This is a genomic window from Pseudomonas sp. GL-RE-29 (assembly GCF_019947275.1).
Classification (GTDB): domain Bacteria; phylum Pseudomonadota; class Gammaproteobacteria; order Pseudomonadales; family Pseudomonadaceae; genus Aquipseudomonas; species Aquipseudomonas fluorescens_A.
The window spans coordinates 59623-77992 of the sequence record NZ_JAGYGD010000013.1; the positions used below are offsets into that span (position 1 = coordinate 59623).

The window sequence follows — 18370 nt, forward strand, 5'->3', positions numbered from 1 at the left end:
CTTTTCGGCTGTCCTTGACCTTCATCTGTCGCAACGTCTCCGCCCATGCCTATGCGAGGACAACACCGTGGCCGATCACTATCAGCTCAACCTGGGCTCATTGCGCAGCAGTATCACCCTGACCCTGCATACCCACCACGCCGCCCGGATCTGGCAAGGCCGGACCGCACGTGAAGGAGTGCACTCGATCATGGGCATGGCCGGCTACATCAGTGTCACCAACCTGATCAAACAAACTGCGGCCCAGGACGACCCCTATGCCGATTGGGCCATTGTGCAACTCGAAGAAAAATTGATGCAGGCCAAAGCTGGGATGCTGGAACTGACCCGGCAGTTGGACCGGATCAGACAAGACCTGCCGACGCAGATCGACATGAGCGATAACCTCAATATCCACCCCGTCACTTTACCCTTGTACATCGGCAGTCAACTGGGGTTTCTCGCCGTCTACCTGCTGACTGACTACGACACGCTGGTGCGGCATACCCTGTTGGCCCATCACACCGCCTTGATCGGTCGCCGAGACATGGAAGCCTGGATCGACGACGGCGCCCATCTGCTGCGCAGCCTGTTCGGTCAGGCGCAGCGCTACCGGCATGCTGGCGTTACCCGTGATGATATGGCGGCGAACAACGCTCGTGCTCTGGCGGCCATGGAGAAGTTTGGATTACCCCCTATGGACATCCTTGAGGGGCATCGCCGCTCCCAGTTCGCGCCACCTATCATTCGTCGTGGTGCTCTGCCAGTGGATAACGCTGACGCGTTGGCAGAGGAAGCTGTCGAGCCATCTGCGACAGTCGATGAGCCGGAGGACGAAGTATGAACCCCCTGATCGCGACTCAACCAATGCCCATCGAAACATTAACAACGGATGCCTATCGACAGCTCGAACACGCTGCCTCCCTAAAAGGCCTTTTAAAACCTTTTAAGGGTAAGGGGGAGCTGGAATACCTGGCGCAGGTGGCGAGGGAAACCGAGGCGCAGTTACGTCGTCTGATGGAGGCTGTGGCGCAGCAGGCCGGACAACCGACTTACTCGCTGCTGGATATTCGATTGGTGCTGCAGAACACCAGTGCGGGCAGCACCTTTTTGCGATGGCGCACCCGTGATTTCGCCCGTATGGGCGTTGCGGTCTGGGAACGCCAAGCCTCCAACAAGGCCCTGCCGCAAGCCGTACGCGAGGGATTGCACCGTTTCGAATGCGAGCGCATTGCACTGAACTTGCAGATGAGCGTGCTGCATTCGCTCTACCGTCAGGCTTCAACCTGCGCGATCAAAATGGCCAGCGCCGAACGGCTGCTGCGCCAATTCATACCAGCAGCGGAGATATCACGATGAGTACTTTTTTCGTCGGCGAAGGCAATATCGGCAGTGCGCCAGAATTCCAGGAGTTTCCATCAGGCAATGACGAGCCACGGCGCTTGCTGCGCCTGAATGTGTACTTCGACAACCCCGTGCCACGCGATGGCAGCTATGAGGATCGAGGCGGCTATTGGGCGCCGGTCGAGCTCTGGCACCGCGAGGCTGAACACTGGAGCGCGCTGTACCAGAAAGGCATGCGTGTACTGGTCGAAGGCCGCACAGTGCGTGATGAGTGGGAGGACAGCGAAGACAATGCGCGGGTTACCTTCAAGATCGAGGCGCGTCGTGTCGGCATCCTGCCTCATCGCGTGCAGAACGTGGTCATGCGGGAGCGCGCCAGTGAATCAGCCTCATCTGCGGCTCACGTCGGGCAGGCTACAGACCAGGCCAGTTCGCCTGCGGCGAAGTCCAAAAGGCGCAGAGGGCAGCCACCATCGACATGACTGACTTGAGGCATAAAAATTGCGCCTTTTCTCGAGATTTCTGGTCTGCCACTACTCGCTGCTCGTGAAGCACTGTCGTCCACGCGACAAGGAAGTAGCAGCCCCGCCCCATTCAAGACCGCCCTCACCGACTAATATGAGGAGTCTGCCATTCAGGTTTCTCATAGCTCGCCACTGCTGTTGCCAACGAGGCTGCTCCGAACTCAACCCGGAGCAGTTCTATGCGTCTCTTTCTCTGCGAGAAACCCTCCCAAGGTCGTGACATCGCCAAGGTCCTCGGGGCCACACGGCGTGGCGATGGCTGCCTAATCGGTACCGAGACAACCGTCACCTGGTGTGTCGGCCATTTGGTGGAGGCAGCACCGCCTGAAAGCTATGGCAAGCAATTCAAAAGCTGGTCACTGGATCATCTACCGATCATTCCCGCTCAGTGGAGGGTTGAGGTCAAACCCAAGACTGTCGCGCAGTTCAAAATCATCAAACACCTGCTCAGCGAAGCTACCACCGTCATCATCGCCACCGACGCCGATCGCGAAGGTGAAATGATTGCCCGCGAGTTACTGGAGCTCTGCAACTATCGTGGCTCTGTTGAGCGCCTCTGGTTATCCGCACTCAACGAGGCGTCGATTCGCAAAGCACTGTCCTCGCTGAAGTCTAGTCAGGAGACCTTCCCGCTCTATCACTCAGCCCTGGCGCGCAGCCGTGCCGACTGGCTTATCGGCATGAACCTCAGTCGTTTGTTTACCCTCCTAGGACGGCGGGCGGGCTATGACGGCGTACTGTCGGTTGGACGCGTCCAAACGCCCACTTTACGCTTGGTGGTTGATCGAGATCGCGCGATTGCCAGCTTCGTCTCGGTGCCGTATTGGGTGGTGGATGTGCACCTGTCCTCAATGGGGCAACCATTCCAAGCGTCGTGGAAACCGCCAAGCTCAGGACGTGACGAAGCCGGGCGCTGCCTGCAGCAGGCGCTTGCCAGTCAGACCGTCCAAGCGATTTCTAGCAGCAAGACCGCCACCGTAGTCTCGCTGAAGACTGAGCATTTCCGCGAAGCGCCACCCCTGCCCTTCGACCTGAGCACACTGCAAGAAGTCTGTTCACGCAAGCTGGGACTCGGCGCTCAGGAAACCCTGAACATCGCCCAAGCCTTGTATGAAAACCACAAAGCCACCAGTTATCCGCGCAGCGATTGCCGTTATTTGCCAGAGAGCATGTTCAACGAGGTAGCCTCGGTATTCGAGGCCCAGCTCAAAATGGATCCCGCGTTACGCCCAGCGCTCGGAAGCGTCGATCGATCATTGCGCTCACGAGCATGGAACGATGCCAAGATCACCGCGCACCACGCCATCATCCCCACCACCGAGCCGGCGAACCTTGCGCGGATGTCTGAACAAGAGCGCCAAGTCTACGAACTGATTCGTAGCCACTACCTAGCGCAATTTCTGCCGCATCACGAGTTTGATCGAACCGAGGTCGAACTGGAGTGCGGCGCCGAGCGTTTGAATGCTGTTGGCAAACAGATCCTCGCCCAAGGCTGGAAAGGCTTACTCTCCGACAACGCCGAAGACGATGAACCTAGTCAAAAGACCCAAGTGTTGCCCGCCCTACAACAGGGTAGGCAGTGCGCAGTGGACGATGTCGAACTCAAGTCCATGCGCACCGCTGCGCCCAAATCGCTCACCGAGGGCGAACTGATCAAAGCGATGAAAAACGTCGCCAAGCTGGTCAACGACCCGCGTCTTAAACAGAAACTTCGGGATACCACCGGTATCGGCACCGAAGCCACGCGAGCAGGCATCATCAAGGGTTTGATTGATCGCGGTTACCTGCTGAAGAAAAAACGCGCCTTAATGGCCTCCGCAGCGGCCCATACGCTGATCGAAGCGGTACCCGCTGCAGTCGCGGATCCGGGTATGACAGCGATCTGGGAGCAGGCTCTGGATGAAATCGAAGCGGGACGTCTAATGTTGGATGAATTTGTTGCCAAGCAGGCGCAATGGATTACGCAGCTGATCGCTAACTGCAGAGCGCTCACTTTGTCGGTACCGGTCGAAGCCGGGCCGGCTTGTCCCATTTGCAATGCCTCAATGCTCAGACGGAAGGGAAAATCAGGACCGTTCTGGTCATGCTCCCACTACCCGGACTGCAAAGGCACTCAGCCGATCAGCAAAGGTTCGCGACACCCATGACGTGCCATTGGTGATCACCAAAATCTTGGAGTTGATGGATAGGGTCAGTGCGTCATCAATGGAGGCTGATCTTTATCCAAGTCATTTAGCGGTTGTCCGATTTCACGGGCCAAAGCGATGCCTGTCGCGATCCATATCTGCCCCAGTTCGTTGAACGCTTTCAGGTGAGCAGGATCTTCATTAAGCCAATGAACAAGGCTGTCGAGGTGTGCGGGGTTATCAGGGCAATCATGGATCTTGATGAACAGCTCCAGTGTTCGATCCCAAATCAGATCCATTTCGTTCTCGCGCTGCTCATCCATGCTCAACCTTGCCTTCATTTGGTCCTATCAGACTGCTCAGTCTCACTGGTCACTACGGGCTCTGATTCCTGGAGGAACATATGTCACGTCGCGACAAACAGGCATTTCAGTCAATAAAACAACCCTATAAGTCGATACTCAACCGTTAAGGTTGTTCATGTCAATGGGGCTTTGCTCAACCATTCGGGTTGAATTGGAGAACTCATCACTTGGCACATAAACATCCAACCCAAGCCCAAATCGGCCGAATGATCGCGAAGCACCGCACCCAGCGTAATCTGACCCAGGAAGAGGTGGCTGAACGCCTGGGGATTGGCAGTGAAGCCATCTCGCGCCTGGAACGGGGTGTGGTGGAGCTCTCCGTGGTCAAGCTGATGCAGTTGGCGGATATTTTCGACTGCCGGATGGATGAACTGCTGACGGAGTCGAGCAATCGTCCCAATGACCAGGGTCAGATGATCGCGGGTCTGCTGAACGGTTTGAAACAAAGTGACCGTGCCTTTATCCTGGCTACCGTCGAACAATTGGCTGCTCATCTTGCCAACAAATAAGCCATTCACTCGTATTCGATCTAGAGGCCTTGAGGGTTGCCCTCAGCCTTGACGTCACCCTTGCCACTCTGCTGTAGTGCCTTCGGATCATCGCCAACGGCGACCCAAGACCGATGCGCTCCGGGTAGCTCGGTCGGACTCCTAGAGTTCGGGGCCTTCTCTATCAACGGGATTTCATTCCTGTTTGTGCTCGACCTGATCAATTTGGCGGATGACCGCTGTTGCCTCCGCCAGGCAACAGCGGTCATCCGCCACGGCGATCATATTCAGTCCCGGAGTCCACCGGGGAAACACTGGGCACCCTTTGTACGCGGATGCGTGCCAGCATGTTCCGACCCAGGCCACGACAAGGGTCGGTTGGCTAATCATGGCGCAGTTAAATCAAGGTTTGCGAGGAGCTTGTCGACTGCGTCAGACCGCCTAAGGTGGCTTTTCTGTTCCTCGCCTGGCACCCCGCCAGGCCCACTCTTCACTTTTTTCAGTCCAGTAACTGCCACTGCATTCCGGCCATAAAAAATCAGCTTGCGGCGTCTTGACCCTTCCCTGTGTCAGGCTTATACAAAGGGCGTGGTTCGCTGTCGTTGACAGCCCAGCCCAGGTAGCTTGAACCTTCAAGGCTACGCCACGCTTGTGGTGGTTTACACAAGTGCGATCAGCATTCGGAGGCTCGCACGATTACCGCTTCAGCGGTGATGAATGCCCACTATCCCCAGATCCGCAGACCAATACTGCGGATCCTCTTTTGCTGCATCGCTATTCCCCAGGCGCATCGTTCTGATTGTCATCGGCTGCCGGTGGAGAGTCGTTCATCGATCAATTTCACCTTACCCACCCTGACGGGGGCTCACTTCCCCGTCAGGGACTGTGCGTCGCCGTTTTCCCTTGAAACAGGAGAACTACCATGGCCCACGCCAACCAATCCCAAGAAGCGACCACCTACTTCAACCTGCACACCGTCGGTATCGGTTACCTCAACCGTGTTCGTGAAGTCCAAGTCCGCCGCGGCCAGCCGTTCATGGCCTGCGATATCGCCGCCCTGCACGGTGCCTCCGATGCGGTCGAGTACACCCGTTTCGACTGCAAAGTCGCGGGGGGCGAAGCTGAACGCTTGATTCGTCTCTATACGGACGCCGTCAAGGCCGAGAAAAAGGTCTTGCTGTCGTTCCGTATCGGCGACCTGTGGATCGATCCGTTTCTCTACGAGAAAGGTGATAAACAAGGTCAACCAGGCGCCAGTCTGAAAGGTCGTTTGCTGTTCATCGACTGGATCAAGGTCGACGGCACATTCGAGTACAAAGCGCCCGCCAGGCAGGAAGCACCAGCACCTGCTGAGCAAGCGCCCACCAGTGAGTAATCCCCACCATCGGCTGATGCCGACGCTGAGGAGATCGACAATCCAACAGAGGCTCGGGTTGAACCTGACTCTCCACCCACTCCCCGCACGGCCCGTCGTGATGCCCTCCGTACCGTTCAGTCCGTCTGAACAGTCCACGATGTTCCTCATCAAGGCGCTCCCTCGAGCGCCTTTTCTTCAATCAGCACAGGAGAACCAACATGGATTCCTTCTGGCTTTGCGATGACTGCCTGTTCGCTGTGGCGTACGAGGACTACAGCACGTTATCGCTCTACTACACGATGGATGAAATCGAGAAGCGCATCGCCCGCATCCATCGTGGACTGATTCGGTTAATGCCCATCAGTGCCGACTTCGATCCCGAAGCCGGCTGGGGCATAAAAGCCTTTTCCCCATTGCCCTGCGACAGTTGTGGTTCACACCTACACGGTCAACGCCATCGATTCACTCGCCTGTAAACAGCGCGTCACCTGCTAATGCCCACGACTCCACACCCACCTTGGGGATACCACTCCCCTCGGGCGTGTCCCCCTGATTGTTCCCTTCGGAGGTACCGCCATGAACACCCAACTCACACTGATTGAGACCTCGGATTTCGAGGCTGATCGTATCGTCCAAGAAAACCAGGTGATCGACGAAGCACTGCAGATTCTGGATCGTCGGCTGTTCGCCCGCGGCCCTAACCTGACGTCCCCTGGCGCTGTGGCCTCCTACCTAAAACTGCATCTTGTGCAACAAGAGCATGAAGTCTTCGGTGTGGTATTTCTCGATGCCAAACACCGGGTGATGGCGTTCGAAGTCCTCTTTCACGGCAGTATCGATGGCGCCAGCGTTTACCCCCGCCAAGTCGTCAAGCGCTCCCTCGCGCATAACGCTGCGGCCGCCATTTTTGTTCACAACCACCCTTCAGGTTGTACAGAACCCAGCCAGGCGGATCGCGTCTTGACCGCACGGTTGAAAGAGGCCTTGGCCTTGATCGAAGTGCGCGTACTGGATCACTTCATCGTGGGTGAAGGTCGTCCACTTTCCCTTGCCGAACATGGCTGGCTTTAACCCTCACAGGCGTCTTCGGGCGCCTTGTCCATTATCATTCTGGAGAACCTTCATGAACCCCACACCCCAAGATCCAGCCCTGCCGACAGCCTCCAACCCATTTGCTCACGGCTACGACAACCTTCACATCGAACGACTGCTACTGATCACCTACGAAGACGACTGCCCTCCCTGCTTTCGACCCGTACACGACTCACAGGCCCATCTTCCCGACGATGAACTGCAACTGTTCCCCTGCCTGTTCAATGACGATTTCGCCTTGATCAGCGAAGGCCAATCCATTCCGAATGATTTGGATGAACGCTGCCAGTCCACCGGCCTGGTGCGCCAAGTGATTTACGCCGTGATTGGCGAAGTGCTCAACGAACGGCATCACCTCGGTGATCTGTACTCCCTGGAAGAGGCCCAAGCCATGGTCCATCGCTTGAGCTTCGAAACGGGACACTACAGTCGGGCTTGGGAAATCAGTACCGCGCACCTTCCCGAAGAAGCGATGCTTTATCTGGAGGAGTGGGTCAGTCACTTCGCTCTGCGGCAAACCGGCCTCTTGTTCGAGCTTTTTACGCTGCCAGATTGCTGCGGTATCGGTTGCAAACTGATCGGCACGCCATGGACGGACGAGAACTTGCTGAACATTGAGGGCAATCGTTATTCGAGCTTGAGACAAGAACAACTCGACGCAGGCACACCGAAAGCCTTGGTCAACGTACTGTATTTGGCGGCATTGGCGGATCTGCGATTGTTGATCTTCGACCCCGACGCTGCCGTTTTGGATGGGCTCGCCATTTTTGATGAATAGCAGCGCGTTCGGCTTTAACACGACCCGCCTTGAATCAACTTTCTCACTGAATTGCTCCTTCACCTCATGTCAGGTTCTGCACTGAATCTGACATGAGGTTTTTTCCATGGAGCGTTTTTTCACGCCTGTCTGCCTGCTGGGTTTGCTGAGCGCCTGCACCGCGCAAATCCCCAACCCATTGCCGACCAATCCAGAGATCGACAGCGGCTCCAATCGGGCCCAGCACTCGAGGGGCACAACTGAAGAAAGTCATCCGCCAGAACTTCGCTATGGCCGCTATACGCTGGTCAGCACCGAGCCCGCCACGGAACAACGCGATCTTCTCGCCCAGATCATCGACGTGAGTATCCCGTCCAACCTGAATCCTTCGGTACAGGAGGCGATGCACTACGTGCTGCAGCGCTCGGGCTATTCGCTCTGCCCTGCTGCCGACCCAGTGAAGGTACTTTTTACCCGGTCTCTACCCGCAGCTCATTACCGGCTCGGCCCGATCTCTTTGCGACGCGCGCTACAAGTGCTGGCTGGCCCCGCCTGGCAACTCACGACCGATGAGGTCAGCCGTTCGGTCTGCTTCGAACAGCAGAAACCGGAGGCCGGCATCGTGCGGGTCACACCCGTCTCGTCCCATCAGTCGGAAGCACGTCCATGAAAGCCTCGACGTTTCAAAGCCTCATTGTCGGCTTACTTTGCCTGGCGGCCGCCGGGCTGAGCGGTGGTTTGTATAACCAGTATCAACGCATGGCTGAGCTACAGAGCACGAACACGCAATACCGACAAACCCTGGACACCCTGCAACGTGATGCAAGCGCCCTCAAGGACACACAGGAAAAACTGCAGTACGCGCTGAAGGACCTGAAGCAGGTGGTCGATTCCGGCGAGCAACAGACCAATACCCTCGATCCGATGTTGGATCAATGGGCACAAGAGATACAGGAGCTGCGCGATGGTTTGGCAGCCCGCGCCACCACGGCCGACATGACAGCGCTACGTGCACGCCTTGAGCACGTCGAGCAGCAGTTTCTGGAGCTTAAGAGTCCGCCATCAACCTCACCACCGACGTCTTCCGCAACCAAGCCAAAACAGAGGGCTCACCCCAAGCCCGTCCCGCTCTCGCCACCGTTTTCAGTGTTGAGTGTCGAGTCCCGCGGGGGGGAGCGCTTTCTGGCAGTCGCACCTCATGACAGTCGCTCGCTCATGGAGGTTCGGCTGCTGCACAGCGGCGAGCAGCTCGACACCTGGCACCTAAAAGTGCTGGAACCGAACTCAGCCATCTTCGCAGTGGCCGATCAGCCAGACCAGACCGTGCACCTCCCTTGAGAAGCAATCATGACCAGAGCGTCACTCCTCCCCGTCGTCTGTCTCGTTTCGCTCCTAACCGCGGGCGCTGCGATGGGCAACCCCGTCGCGGCACAATCACGGATCCAGGACACGCAGTCCGCGCCCTTGGGGCGCTCTCACTCTGAACAGGCAGCGAGCTGGGGTCTGACCGAGCAGGAGTGGACGCGTTTCGAACAGATCCAAGCCGGCCCACGCGGTTTCTGGAGCCCGAGCCTCGATCCGTTGACCGCACTTGGGGTCGAGGCCCAGACCGATCAAGAGCGCCAGCGCTATGCCGAATTACAAGTAGCGCTGGAAGCCAAACGCGCCGAGCTCGAGTTGGCCTATCAAAACGCTTACACCGCGGCCTGGGCCAAGCTGTTTCCCGGACTGCTGCCGATCCAGGGCATGGCATCCCCAGCCCCTGCCAACTCGGCGGTCGCGCTGCGCCAAGCTCTGTTTGTGGAGGACCATTGCCCAGCGTGCACCGCCGAAGCGCAGCGTCTGCAAAGCAGTGACACGGCATTCGATATCTACCTGCTGGGCAGCCAAGGCGAGGATGAACGCGTCCGTCGCTGGGCTCGGCAAGCGGACATCGATCCGGTCATGGTTCAACGCCGGAAGATCACACTGAACCATGACCGTGGCCGCTGGTTCAGTCTGGGGGCCCCGGCACCATTGCCCGCCACGTTCCAACAGGTGAATGGACAATGGCAACGCCTCGACTGAGTGGTATTGCGCTCATGCTGACAATGCTCGCCGTCCAGGCTGACGAACTTCCGCCTCCTGCCTACCAACTGGCGGCGCATGACGCCGACATCCCTTCTACGGTGCTGTTCGCGATTGCCCTGCAGGAGAGTGGTACCCGCGTCCGTGGTCGACTGCTGCCCTGGCCTTGGACCCTGAACATCGCCGGAACACCCTACCGCTTCGCCACTCGCCAGGCCGCCTGTCACGCCTTGCTTCAGGCACTCGCCCGACATGACGCCAAGCGGGTCGATGCCGGTCTCGGGCAAACCAACCTGGGTTACCACGGACAACGTTTTTCCAGCCCTTGCGAAGCCCTTGATCCCTACCGAAATCTCGCCGTGACCGCCGCGCTGCTGCAGGAGCATCACGCCGCCACCGGTGATTGGGTCTTAGCTGCCGGGCGCTATCACCGTCCGGCAGGAGGCGCTCCGGCCGCACGCTACCGTGCTGGCTTTTCCCAGAGACTCGAACAGCTGCTGATTTCCTTTGAACAGGGCACACCACCATGAAGCCCATATCTCTTACCTGCTATTTCCTCCTGCTCTTGGCACCTTACGCCCAGCCGGAACTGACCGTTGCCAAGGATCAGCCTAGCGACTTCACCCGACTCCATTTTCAAGTTTCCGGGCCGCCCATAAACAACAAGAGCCAGCCTGATCGGGCCATGCATGCGGACCTGTCCACGTTTGCCGATGAAGCCTGGATATTGCCCGTCCGCAGCTCTCACTTGAGCCCCGGCCAGATCACGTCTTGCGCCCTGAACATGCCGGGCTTGCGGCCATTTTTCCTGGTAGGTGAGGATCCCCAGTCACTGGCTTGGTTGCATCAACGCGCGACTGAACTGCAGGAAATGGGCGCGGCCGGTCTAGCGGTTGAAGTAACCGATACCGGAGCTTTGGCCCGAATTCGAGCAGCCGCTCCGGACATCACCATCCTGCCGGTCAACGGCAACGACATCGCCACCCGCCTGCAGATTGAGCACTACCCCGTCCTGATCACCGCCACCTCATTGGAACAGTGAGTCAGGTCATGGCCGAGCATGCGATGGAGTCCAAGCTCCGGCCAGCAGTGGAACTGTACACCGTAGCGATCTGCATCGCCGCCGGGGTGTTGTGCGTGTACTCGCCCTGGGCTGTGTCCCTCTCACCCGAGATCGGCCTGGCTGCGGCGCTGGCCTATACCCTGTTCGGCCTTATCCGCCTGCGACAAGCCTGGGAGGTCCTGCGCTATCGGCGCAATATCCGCCGGCTGCCCCGCTACGAACTGACCAGCAAGCAGATTCCGGTCAGCCGTAAGCGTTTGTTTATGGGGCGCGGCTTTCGCTGGACCCGCCTGCACACCCAGCGCTTGGTCGAGGCCCAGGATCCGGCGGTCGCCCACTATGTCGATCAATCGACCAGCTATCGCCTGGCCCGTGAACTCGAACGACGCCTGGAACATGCACCGTTTCCGCTCTCGACATTAGCCCAAGTCACGGCTTGGAACAGTGCCTTCAATCCGTTGCGCCCTTTGCCCCCGGTAGGTGGCTCGTCGCTGTTGCATGGGGTCGAGCCCGACGAAATGGAAGTCAGTCTGCCGCTGGGCGAACGGGTCGGGCACACACTGGTGATGGGTACCACTCGTGTAGGCAAGACGCGACTCGCCGAGGTCTACATCACTCAGGACATTCACCGCGTCGACCATGAGGTGGTCATCGTCTTTGATCCAAAGGGCGACGCCGACCTGCTCAAGCGCATGTACGTCGAAGCCAAACGCGCCGGCCGGGAAAAGGAGTTCTATGTTTTCCATCTGGGCTGGCCGGAGATCTCCGCTCGTTACAACGCCGTGGGACGTTTCGGACGCATCTCGGAAGTGGCGTCGCGCATCGCCGGGCAACTCAGTGGCGAAGGTAACTCGGCGGCGTTCCGTGAGTTCGCTTGGCGTTTCGTCAACATCATCGCCCGGGCTCTGATCGAGTTAGGTCGACGTCCGGACTACCTGCAAATCCAACGGCATGTGGTCAACATCGACGCATTGTTCATTGAGTACGCACAGCATTTTTTCGCCAGAACCGATCCGAAAGCGTGGGAAGTGATCGTCCAGCTTGAAGGCAAGCTTACCGAGAAAAATATTCCCCGGCATATGGTGGGACGCGAAAAACGCGTGGTGGCCATCGAGCAGTACCTGGCGGTGAAGCGGGTATTTGATCCAGTAATGGACGGGCTGCGTTCGGCGGTACGCTACGACCGTACTTACTTCGACAAAATCGTTGCCTCGCTACTGCCGCTGCTGGAGAAACTCACCACCGGCAAGACCGCCCAGTTACTGGCCCCCAACTACACCGATTTAGATGACCCGCGGCCAATCTTCGACTGGATGCAGATCATCCGAAAACGCGGCATCGTTTACGTCGGCCTGGATGCACTGACCGACGCTGAAGTCGCCGCAGCTGTGGGCAACTCCATGTTCGCCGATCTGGTCTCGGTGGCCGGACATATTTACAAGCATGGCATCGACCATGGCTTGCCTCAATCGGGTAACAACAGTTACAAGTTGCCGATCAACCTCCACGCCGATGAGTTCAACGAGTTGATGGGCGATGAGTTCATCCCGCTAATCAACAAGGGCGGTGGCGCCGGAATCCAAGTGACGGCCTACACCCAGACCCTCAGTGATATCGAGGCACGCATCGGCAACCGGGCCAAGGCCGGCCAGGTGATCGGCAATTTCAACACCCTGCAGATACTGCGGGTCCGCGAGACCGCCACCGCGGAGCTGCTCACCCAGCAGTTGCCCAAGGTCAACGTGCTAACCAGAACCCTGGTGTCGGGTGCCACCGACACCTCCGATCCTGAAGCCAATACAGACTTCACTTCGTCTTCGCAGGATCGCGTCAGCAGCACCAGCGTGCCGTTGATCGAGCCCGCTCACATCGTCAGCTTGCCCAAGGGGCAAATGTTCTCCTTCCAGGCCGGTGGGCAGCTCTGGAAAGTCCGCATTCCGTTGCCGAAACCCTCCAACGACGATGCCATGCCCAAGGACCTGCAGGATCTTACCCAGCGGATGCGGGCCACTTACAACGAACAGGCGGGCCAATGGTGGAGTGCGAGCGGTGGCGGCCCAACAACCAACTTCGATCTGGATCAGGTGGGGTAGCCCGCCCCGTTACAGGTTTTGATTCAGCAAACACGTATTCGGCAGGCGCCGTGGCAGCATCAACTTAACGGCGCGCAATGGAGTAAAGGATGGTGACTTCCGTACAGAACACGCCGCCACAACCGTTACAGCGTCCGGGATTGATCGTCTCGGTTATTGGCTTGGTCTTACGCATTATCGGTTTGCTGATCGCCTCGTTGCTGTTCTCGATACTCATCGAGTTCGCCGGTTTGCTGCTGTTCTGGGGCGATCAGGGTTGGCGGCACAGCCAAGCCATGTTGGCGAACGAACTGGGCTGGCTGAGTGGGCACTTCAAATCTTCTCCCATCCTCCAACAACCTGGACAGAAGATTGTCCACTGGCTTGATTTTCTCAATCAATGGTTATTGGTCAAGACTGGCTTTGCGGACTTCGCTAGGCAGGCGCGGGTATCGAGCCAGGGCAACGGCTTCTGGAGCTGGATTACCCAGCTCTACTTGAGCATCGAGGACTTCGTAATGGCCGCTGTGTATGTGACCTTGACCTTCGTGGTGCGACTGACCATTCTAATCCTGGCCACGCCACTATTTTTGTTGGCGTCTTTCACCGGTTTTGTCGATGGTTTGATGCACCGTGACCTTCGCAAATTTGGTGCGGGTCGAGAAAGTAGCTTTGTATATCACCGAGCTAAACGAGCAGTGATACCTCTGCTGATCGTGCCGTGGGTTATCTATCTGTCCCTGCCCTTTTCACTCAATCCGATGGCCATTTTTTTGCCTTGCGCGGTGACGCTCGGACTAACAACCAACATCACCGCGGCGACGTTTAAAAAATATCTATAGATAAGGAATTAATCTTTTTCCTACTTGGTGAGTATATCGGCCTGAAGCGCACATGGAGGTAGCCGAGGCCAGCCGTGTACTTTCTTACGGCTACATTCAGCACAATACGGGCGTAGCAAAAGGTAAAGCGCCGTTCGTAAATTAACTTCACAGCCACCTCAAAAATAATCCTCAATCGACGGTCCAGGTTAAATGGAGCGTCGCCCAAGAAGACTTGAAATGGCTACATGTGCATTCGTGAAGTTCTGCAGGACCGTTCACAGGCGTTGCTGGATGTGTTCAGGGTAAAAGGCAGGCAAATTATCGAGAACTAGTATGTCTTGCAACCAGACCTGAAAAATAATCGAACGCTAACAGAACATTCTAAGCTCGAAAGGTAAGCGTTGAGCTTTTCGCTGTTCAGTCAAATCGCTTTAAAACGGTCGATCAGCAAAGCAAATCCTACACTCTTATTTTTAAACAGGCGGGGCCGGTAGCAGGGTTTTTCACTTAAGCCCACCGCCTAACAGCCGTAAGCGTATGGTGATCGCGCCTTGCTACCAGCTACGTCTATGCTTGTGGCAATTTCAATCTAGCTGTCAGAGCTTTTTGCTCATAAAAATACGACTCGCACCTTCTGGGTCACAGGCTATTTCCCCAAAACGTATCCAGCCGTTCTTTTCGTAAAAACCAGGCGCCTGGAAGCTAATGGTGTAGAGCACGGCCGAGAGGCATCCCCGGCTACGCGCCTCATCCTCAAACGCTTTCAGTACTTTCGTACCCAATCCTAATCCACGGAGAGATTATGGCAGATGAAAGAGATCGAGAAACGCCAATCCTAGAGACGATCTTCCGATGATTCCTCCCAAGGCATCGTTCGTATTCGGGTCTCTGACTATCACTGTCAGCGGACTACGATCATTTGAGCCTGTGACTTGATCATTGAATGCATTCAAACCAACACTAATTGCTTCCTCAAGCTCGGGATTTGGCTCATTATCAACCACGGTGAGATTCGTTTTAATGATTTTTCTATCCTTCCTTGTTTTAAGGCATAAGCCTCTGACGAGCTCACCTTGACTGAGTTAGGCACGCTGCCAGTTATGAGGCAACCACTCGGCGATCTCACTCGCCCGCCGCGTTGGCAGACGCATCAAAACGTCTTTGGGGTTAGCTTGGATGCGCCGTGACCTGCGCAAATTTGGCGCGGGGCGAGAAAGCAGCTTTGTCTATCACCGCGCTAAGTGCGCAGTGCTACCACTTTTGATCGAGCCCTGGATCATTTACCTGTCCCTGCCCTTTTCGCTTTAACCCATTGCTGCGCTTTTGCCGTGCGCAGTAGCACTAGGAGCAACAATAGCTATCAAAGGAGAAACATTCAAAAAATATCTCTAAGTTCAATCAGGGATGCAATTCACCGATGATCAATACGGTTCTTTCCCCATGTTAGGCGCGCAATTATGCCCAACTCATTGCTGGATATTCGATTGCTGCTGCAGAACACCAGCGCAAGCAGCACCTTTTTTCGGTGGCGCACCCGTGACTTCGCCCGTATGGGCGTGGTCTGGGAACGCCAGGTCTGCAGCAGCGCCCTGCCGCAGGCTCTACGCGAGGGATTACACCCTTTGGAATGCGAGCGCATTGCATTGAACCTGCAGATGAGCGTGGCGCATTCGCTCTGCCGCCAGGCCAACACCTGCGCGATCAAAATGGCCAGCGCCGAACGACTGCTGCACCAGCTCACAACAGCAGTGAAAGCATCACGATGAGTACTTTTTTCGTCGGCGAAGGCAATATCGGCAGTGCGCCAGAGTTCCAGTAATTCCCATCCGGCAACGAAGAGCCGGTCAATTGAAAGCTCCAGGTAGAATTGCGGTGCCCTAACTCAGCGCTTCAGCAGGAAAGTCACCACCTCGATAACACGCGGACGACACTCCGCTTGCGCGACTCCTTGGAGCGCCATGAGCGGGATCTCGGCGACGGCCGCGAGAGACGACATAACTTTCATGCGCATCGCGTAGTACCTCTTCACTGAATTGACCGTAGATTGTTTTCAATAATGCGCGTGACCGTGCTCTTGAACAGTGATCCAGCGAGTGACACTGAACGCGTCTAGGCCAGCCTGACCGCCAAACCGACCATAGCCAGTGTTCTTGACACCGCCGAACGGCGCCATTGGTTCATCTGCGATGCCCTGTCCATTAACATGGATGATGCCCGTCTGCATACGATCAGCAACTTCAAGCGCTTCCGCAAGATTCTCTGATATCACGCCACCGGTCAGACCGTAGTCGGTGTCGTTCGCCAGTTCGACAGCCGCATCCGCCGATTCCACTACATGCACGACGGTCGCAGGTCCGAATATTTCCCCGTAGAAAATATCCATCTCTTTAGTGATGTCGCACAGCAGAACCGGTTCTAGAAGAGTGCCGTTGTCGCCCTCGATGTCGCCGGTGCCCGCCAATAGTGTCGCGCCCTTGGTAACCGCATCCTTAATCAGCGCCGACACGCGCTGCGCGGCGCGAGCGTTAACCAACGGCCCCACCAAGGTCTTCGGGTCAGATGGATCGCCATAAGGGATCGCTTTGACTGTCTTAGTGAACGCGGCGGTGAAACGATCAGCGATGGCTCGATGCACAATCACGCGGTCTGTCGACATGCAGATCTGTCCGGAATTCATATAGGCTCCGAAGATCGCTGCCTTTACCGCGTAGTCGATGTCGGCATCCTTTAACACGACGAGCGCGTTCTTGCCGCCCAGTTCAAGGACGGCGGGCTTCAGGTTTTTCGCTGCTTCCATGCCTATGACGCGCCCGACATTGGTGGAACCGGTGAAGTTGACCAGCCGAACGCGCGGATCGGCGATCAGCGTGCTGACGATGATCGCTGCATCTTGAAGGTCGTCGGTGATGACGTTCAGCACGCCGGCGGGCAGGCCAGCTTCCTGTAACACTTCGGCGAGATAGAGCCCGCAGCTGATGGGCGCGTCCTCGGATGGTTTCATCACCACAGTGTTTCCTGCAGCGAGTGGAATGGCGATCGAGCGGATACCGAGAATGTAGGGGGCATTCCACGGCGAAATGGCAGCGATGACACCATAGGGCATTCGCTTAGCGTACGAGCGGACACCCGGCATGTCGGTTGCCAGCACCTGGCCGATGGGTTGGGTGATGGCCGCCGCCGTTTCGCGCAGGATCTCGACGCAGAGCTCCACGTTGAATTTCGCCCAAGGCCGGGCTCCCCCGACCTCGCCAGCCATGGTTGCGATGGCATCCTCAATGCGCGCTTCCATCAGGTCGGCGGCGCGCAGGAAGATCTTGCGTCGCTCGAACGGCCGCATGGCCGACCAAGCTGGGAATGCTAACGCGGCGGCATCGACAGCAGCAGTCACGTCAGAGGGAGAAGCCGCAGCAATCTTCGCATAGACCTCCCCCGACCAAGGAGAGATATCTACGGTCAGCCGGTTGTCGGCCGATGGAACTTCCTTACCGCCGATCAAGAGGCCACGTGTCACGATTTTCATAGGATCATATCCGCTGCTAGGTTGGGCTGGCGATAACTGCCCGCCATGGTCATGATGTTTACAATTTGCCGTTGCAGTTATTCCAGTCAGCGCGAGGCGGGATCGTCTCGAGCACGAACTAATGCTCGACGATACGACGTTAGCAAAGTGGAAGAAATCGTTGAGGGCAGTCGGATTGTCGTTAGCGACCAAGACCAAACTGCCTTGGCCGAGTCGGGGGAGCGTCGCCGCCACGCCGTCTCGACATGCGGCTTGTGCGGGAAATACATGACGGGGTCGAAGTAGGACTTCATGCGTTCCATTCGCCACTGAACCAGCGCTTCCTCGCCTTCGAGATGGCCAACTGCGAGGTTCAGCGGCGAATTATTCGCGCGCAGAAGGCTGGTATAAAACATCCGCTTGACGCCCCGCGGCTTCGAAACTGCAATGACATTGACGTGCTGCAACGCGCGCTTACCAATTTCGCAGGTGAGACGCAGCGTAGCAACGCGCCCTAGCGAGGCGCCCAATCTTTCGGAACAGCTGTCATCCGCCGCATGTGTAGCGACACCCGAATCAGCAACCCTCTCCAGCGAACGGACAAGCGCGACTATGTGGGGAATGGCGGGCTTGATCTTTAGTCTATCAACGACGAATCGACCGAGCTGGCCGGTGGCACCCGAAACGGCAATGGTCATATCTACGCTCACTCAGGATAGTGATCATTTGCACTAGCGTCCGATCGTTTAATGCAGCTTCAACAGATTGTCTTGCCAAGAATTGTAGAGCTGATACACCATAGTGATAAGGACC

Annotated in this window: 18 protein-coding genes and 4 pseudogenes; 18 read left to right on the forward strand and 4 right to left on the reverse strand. The window is 57.0% G+C overall.

Annotated features, from left to right (window positions below; genetic code table 11):
* Positions 1–67 precede the first annotated feature (67 nt).
* The 4 genes from KGB21_RS12965 (at position 68) to KGB21_RS12980 (ending at position 3994) form a co-directional block, all read left to right on the forward strand.
* Positions 68–823 carry a PFL_4669 family integrating conjugative element protein gene (locus KGB21_RS12965; RefSeq protein WP_223505324.1) on the forward strand — a complete coding sequence of 252 codons (756 nt, stop codon included), beginning with the start codon at positions 68–70 and terminating at the stop codon, positions 821–823.
* The gene (locus KGB21_RS12970) at positions 820–1338 is read left to right on the forward strand and encodes a DUF3158 family protein (protein WP_223505325.1); all 519 of its coding nucleotides are present in this window, start codon (positions 820–822) and stop codon (positions 1336–1338) included. Before KGB21_RS12965 ends, KGB21_RS12970 begins: the two co-directional genes overlap by 4 nt.
* Positions 1335–1805, forward strand: a complete 471-nt coding sequence (locus KGB21_RS12975) for a single-stranded DNA-binding protein (RefSeq protein ID WP_223505326.1) — start codon at positions 1335–1337, stop codon at positions 1803–1805. The genes KGB21_RS12970 and KGB21_RS12975 overlap by 4 nt, the downstream gene beginning before the upstream one ends.
* A 221-nt stretch (positions 1806–2026) precedes the next feature.
* Positions 2027–3994, forward strand: coding sequence for a DNA topoisomerase III (locus KGB21_RS12980; RefSeq protein WP_223505327.1), 1968 nt, complete (start codon positions 2027–2029; stop codon positions 3992–3994).
* A 44-nt stretch (positions 3995–4038) separates the two neighbouring features.
* Here KGB21_RS12980 and KGB21_RS12985 read toward each other — a convergent pair whose 3' ends face one another.
* Entirely contained in the window at positions 4039–4296 is a 258-nt protein-coding gene (locus KGB21_RS12985; RefSeq protein WP_223505328.1) for a hypothetical protein, read from the reverse strand.
* A gap of 209 nt (positions 4297–4505) precedes the next feature.
* On the opposite strand from KGB21_RS12985, the gene KGB21_RS12990 reads away from it, so the two are divergent.
* The 12 genes and pseudogenes from KGB21_RS12990 to KGB21_RS13045 all read left to right on the forward strand — a co-directional run bounded on the left by KGB21_RS12990 (position 4506) and on the right by KGB21_RS13045 (position 14076).
* Entirely contained in the window at positions 4506–4847 is a 342-nt protein-coding gene (locus tag KGB21_RS12990; RefSeq protein ID WP_223505329.1) for a helix-turn-helix domain-containing protein, read from the forward strand.
* 901 nt (positions 4848–5748) lie between these two features.
* Positions 5749–6330 (forward strand): annotated as a pseudogene (locus KGB21_RS12995) (STY4534 family ICE replication protein).
* A 71-nt stretch (positions 6331–6401) separates the two neighbouring features.
* Positions 6402–6659, forward strand: coding sequence for a hypothetical protein (locus tag KGB21_RS13000; RefSeq protein WP_223505330.1), 258 nt, complete (start codon positions 6402–6404; stop codon positions 6657–6659).
* 100 nt (positions 6660–6759) lie between these two features.
* Positions 6760–7254 (forward strand): RadC family protein, encoded by a 495-nt coding sequence (gene radC, locus KGB21_RS13005; RefSeq protein ID WP_223505331.1) that lies wholly within the window; start codon positions 6760–6762, stop codon positions 7252–7254.
* Positions 7255–7306: 52 nt separating this feature from the next.
* A complete protein-coding gene (locus KGB21_RS13010) occupies positions 7307–8053 on the forward strand; it encodes an ABC transporter substrate-binding protein (protein WP_223505332.1) in 747 nt (248 codons plus the stop codon).
* Positions 8054–8159: 106 nt separating this feature from the next.
* Positions 8160–8702 (forward strand): PilL N-terminal domain-containing protein, encoded by a 543-nt coding sequence (locus tag KGB21_RS13015; protein ID WP_223505333.1) that lies wholly within the window; start codon positions 8160–8162, stop codon positions 8700–8702.
* Complete coding sequence (locus tag KGB21_RS13020) at positions 8699–9370, forward strand: chemotaxis protein (protein ID WP_223505334.1); 672 nt, start codon at positions 8699–8701, stop codon at positions 9368–9370. Before KGB21_RS13015 ends, KGB21_RS13020 begins: the two co-directional genes overlap by 4 nt.
* A gap of 9 nt (positions 9371–9379) precedes the next feature.
* Positions 9380–10099, forward strand: a complete 720-nt coding sequence (locus tag KGB21_RS13025; protein WP_223505335.1) for a TIGR03759 family integrating conjugative element protein — start codon at positions 9380–9382, stop codon at positions 10097–10099.
* Positions 10081–10629, forward strand: a complete 549-nt coding sequence (locus KGB21_RS13030; RefSeq protein ID WP_223505336.1) for a lytic transglycosylase — start codon at positions 10081–10083, stop codon at positions 10627–10629. Before KGB21_RS13025 ends, KGB21_RS13030 begins: the two co-directional genes overlap by 19 nt.
* A complete protein-coding gene (locus KGB21_RS13035; protein WP_223505337.1) occupies positions 10626–11141 on the forward strand; it encodes an integrating conjugative element protein in 516 nt (171 codons plus the stop codon). Before KGB21_RS13030 ends, KGB21_RS13035 begins: the two co-directional genes overlap by 4 nt.
* An 8-nt stretch (positions 11142–11149) precedes the next feature.
* On the forward strand, positions 11150–13255 hold the full coding sequence (gene traD, locus KGB21_RS13040; protein WP_223505338.1) for a type IV conjugative transfer system coupling protein TraD: 2106 nt from the start codon (positions 11150–11152) through the stop codon (positions 13253–13255).
* A gap of 89 nt (positions 13256–13344) precedes the next feature.
* Positions 13345–14076, forward strand: a complete 732-nt coding sequence (locus tag KGB21_RS13045) for a TIGR03747 family integrating conjugative element membrane protein (RefSeq protein WP_223505339.1) — start codon at positions 13345–13347, stop codon at positions 14074–14076.
* A gap of 578 nt (positions 14077–14654) precedes the next feature.
* Here the strand turns inward: KGB21_RS13045 and KGB21_RS13050 are convergent.
* Positions 14655–15062 (reverse strand): annotated as a pseudogene (locus KGB21_RS13050) (GNAT family N-acetyltransferase).
* 172 nt (positions 15063–15234) lie between these two features.
* Here KGB21_RS13050 and KGB21_RS13055 point away from each other — a divergent pair.
* Together KGB21_RS13055 and KGB21_RS13060 are read left to right on the forward strand one after the other, a co-directional pair.
* A pseudogene (locus KGB21_RS13055) lies at positions 15235–15450 on the forward strand (DUF4400 domain-containing protein); the annotation flags it as partial.
* Between the two features lie 68 nt (positions 15451–15518).
* A pseudogene (locus KGB21_RS13060) lies at positions 15519–15824 on the forward strand (DUF3158 family protein); the annotation flags it as partial.
* 284 nt (positions 15825–16108) lie between these two features.
* On the opposite strand, the gene KGB21_RS13065 reads toward KGB21_RS13060, so the two are convergent.
* Positions 16109–17578, reverse strand: a complete 1470-nt coding sequence (locus KGB21_RS13065) for an aldehyde dehydrogenase family protein (protein ID WP_223505340.1) — start codon at positions 17576–17578, stop codon at positions 16109–16111.
* 86 nt (positions 17579–17664) lie between these two features.
* The gene (locus KGB21_RS13070; protein ID WP_223505341.1) at positions 17665–18255 is read right to left on the reverse strand and encodes an NmrA family NAD(P)-binding protein; all 591 of its coding nucleotides are present in this window, start codon (positions 18253–18255) and stop codon (positions 17665–17667) included.
* Positions 18256–18370: the final 115 nt, after the last annotated feature.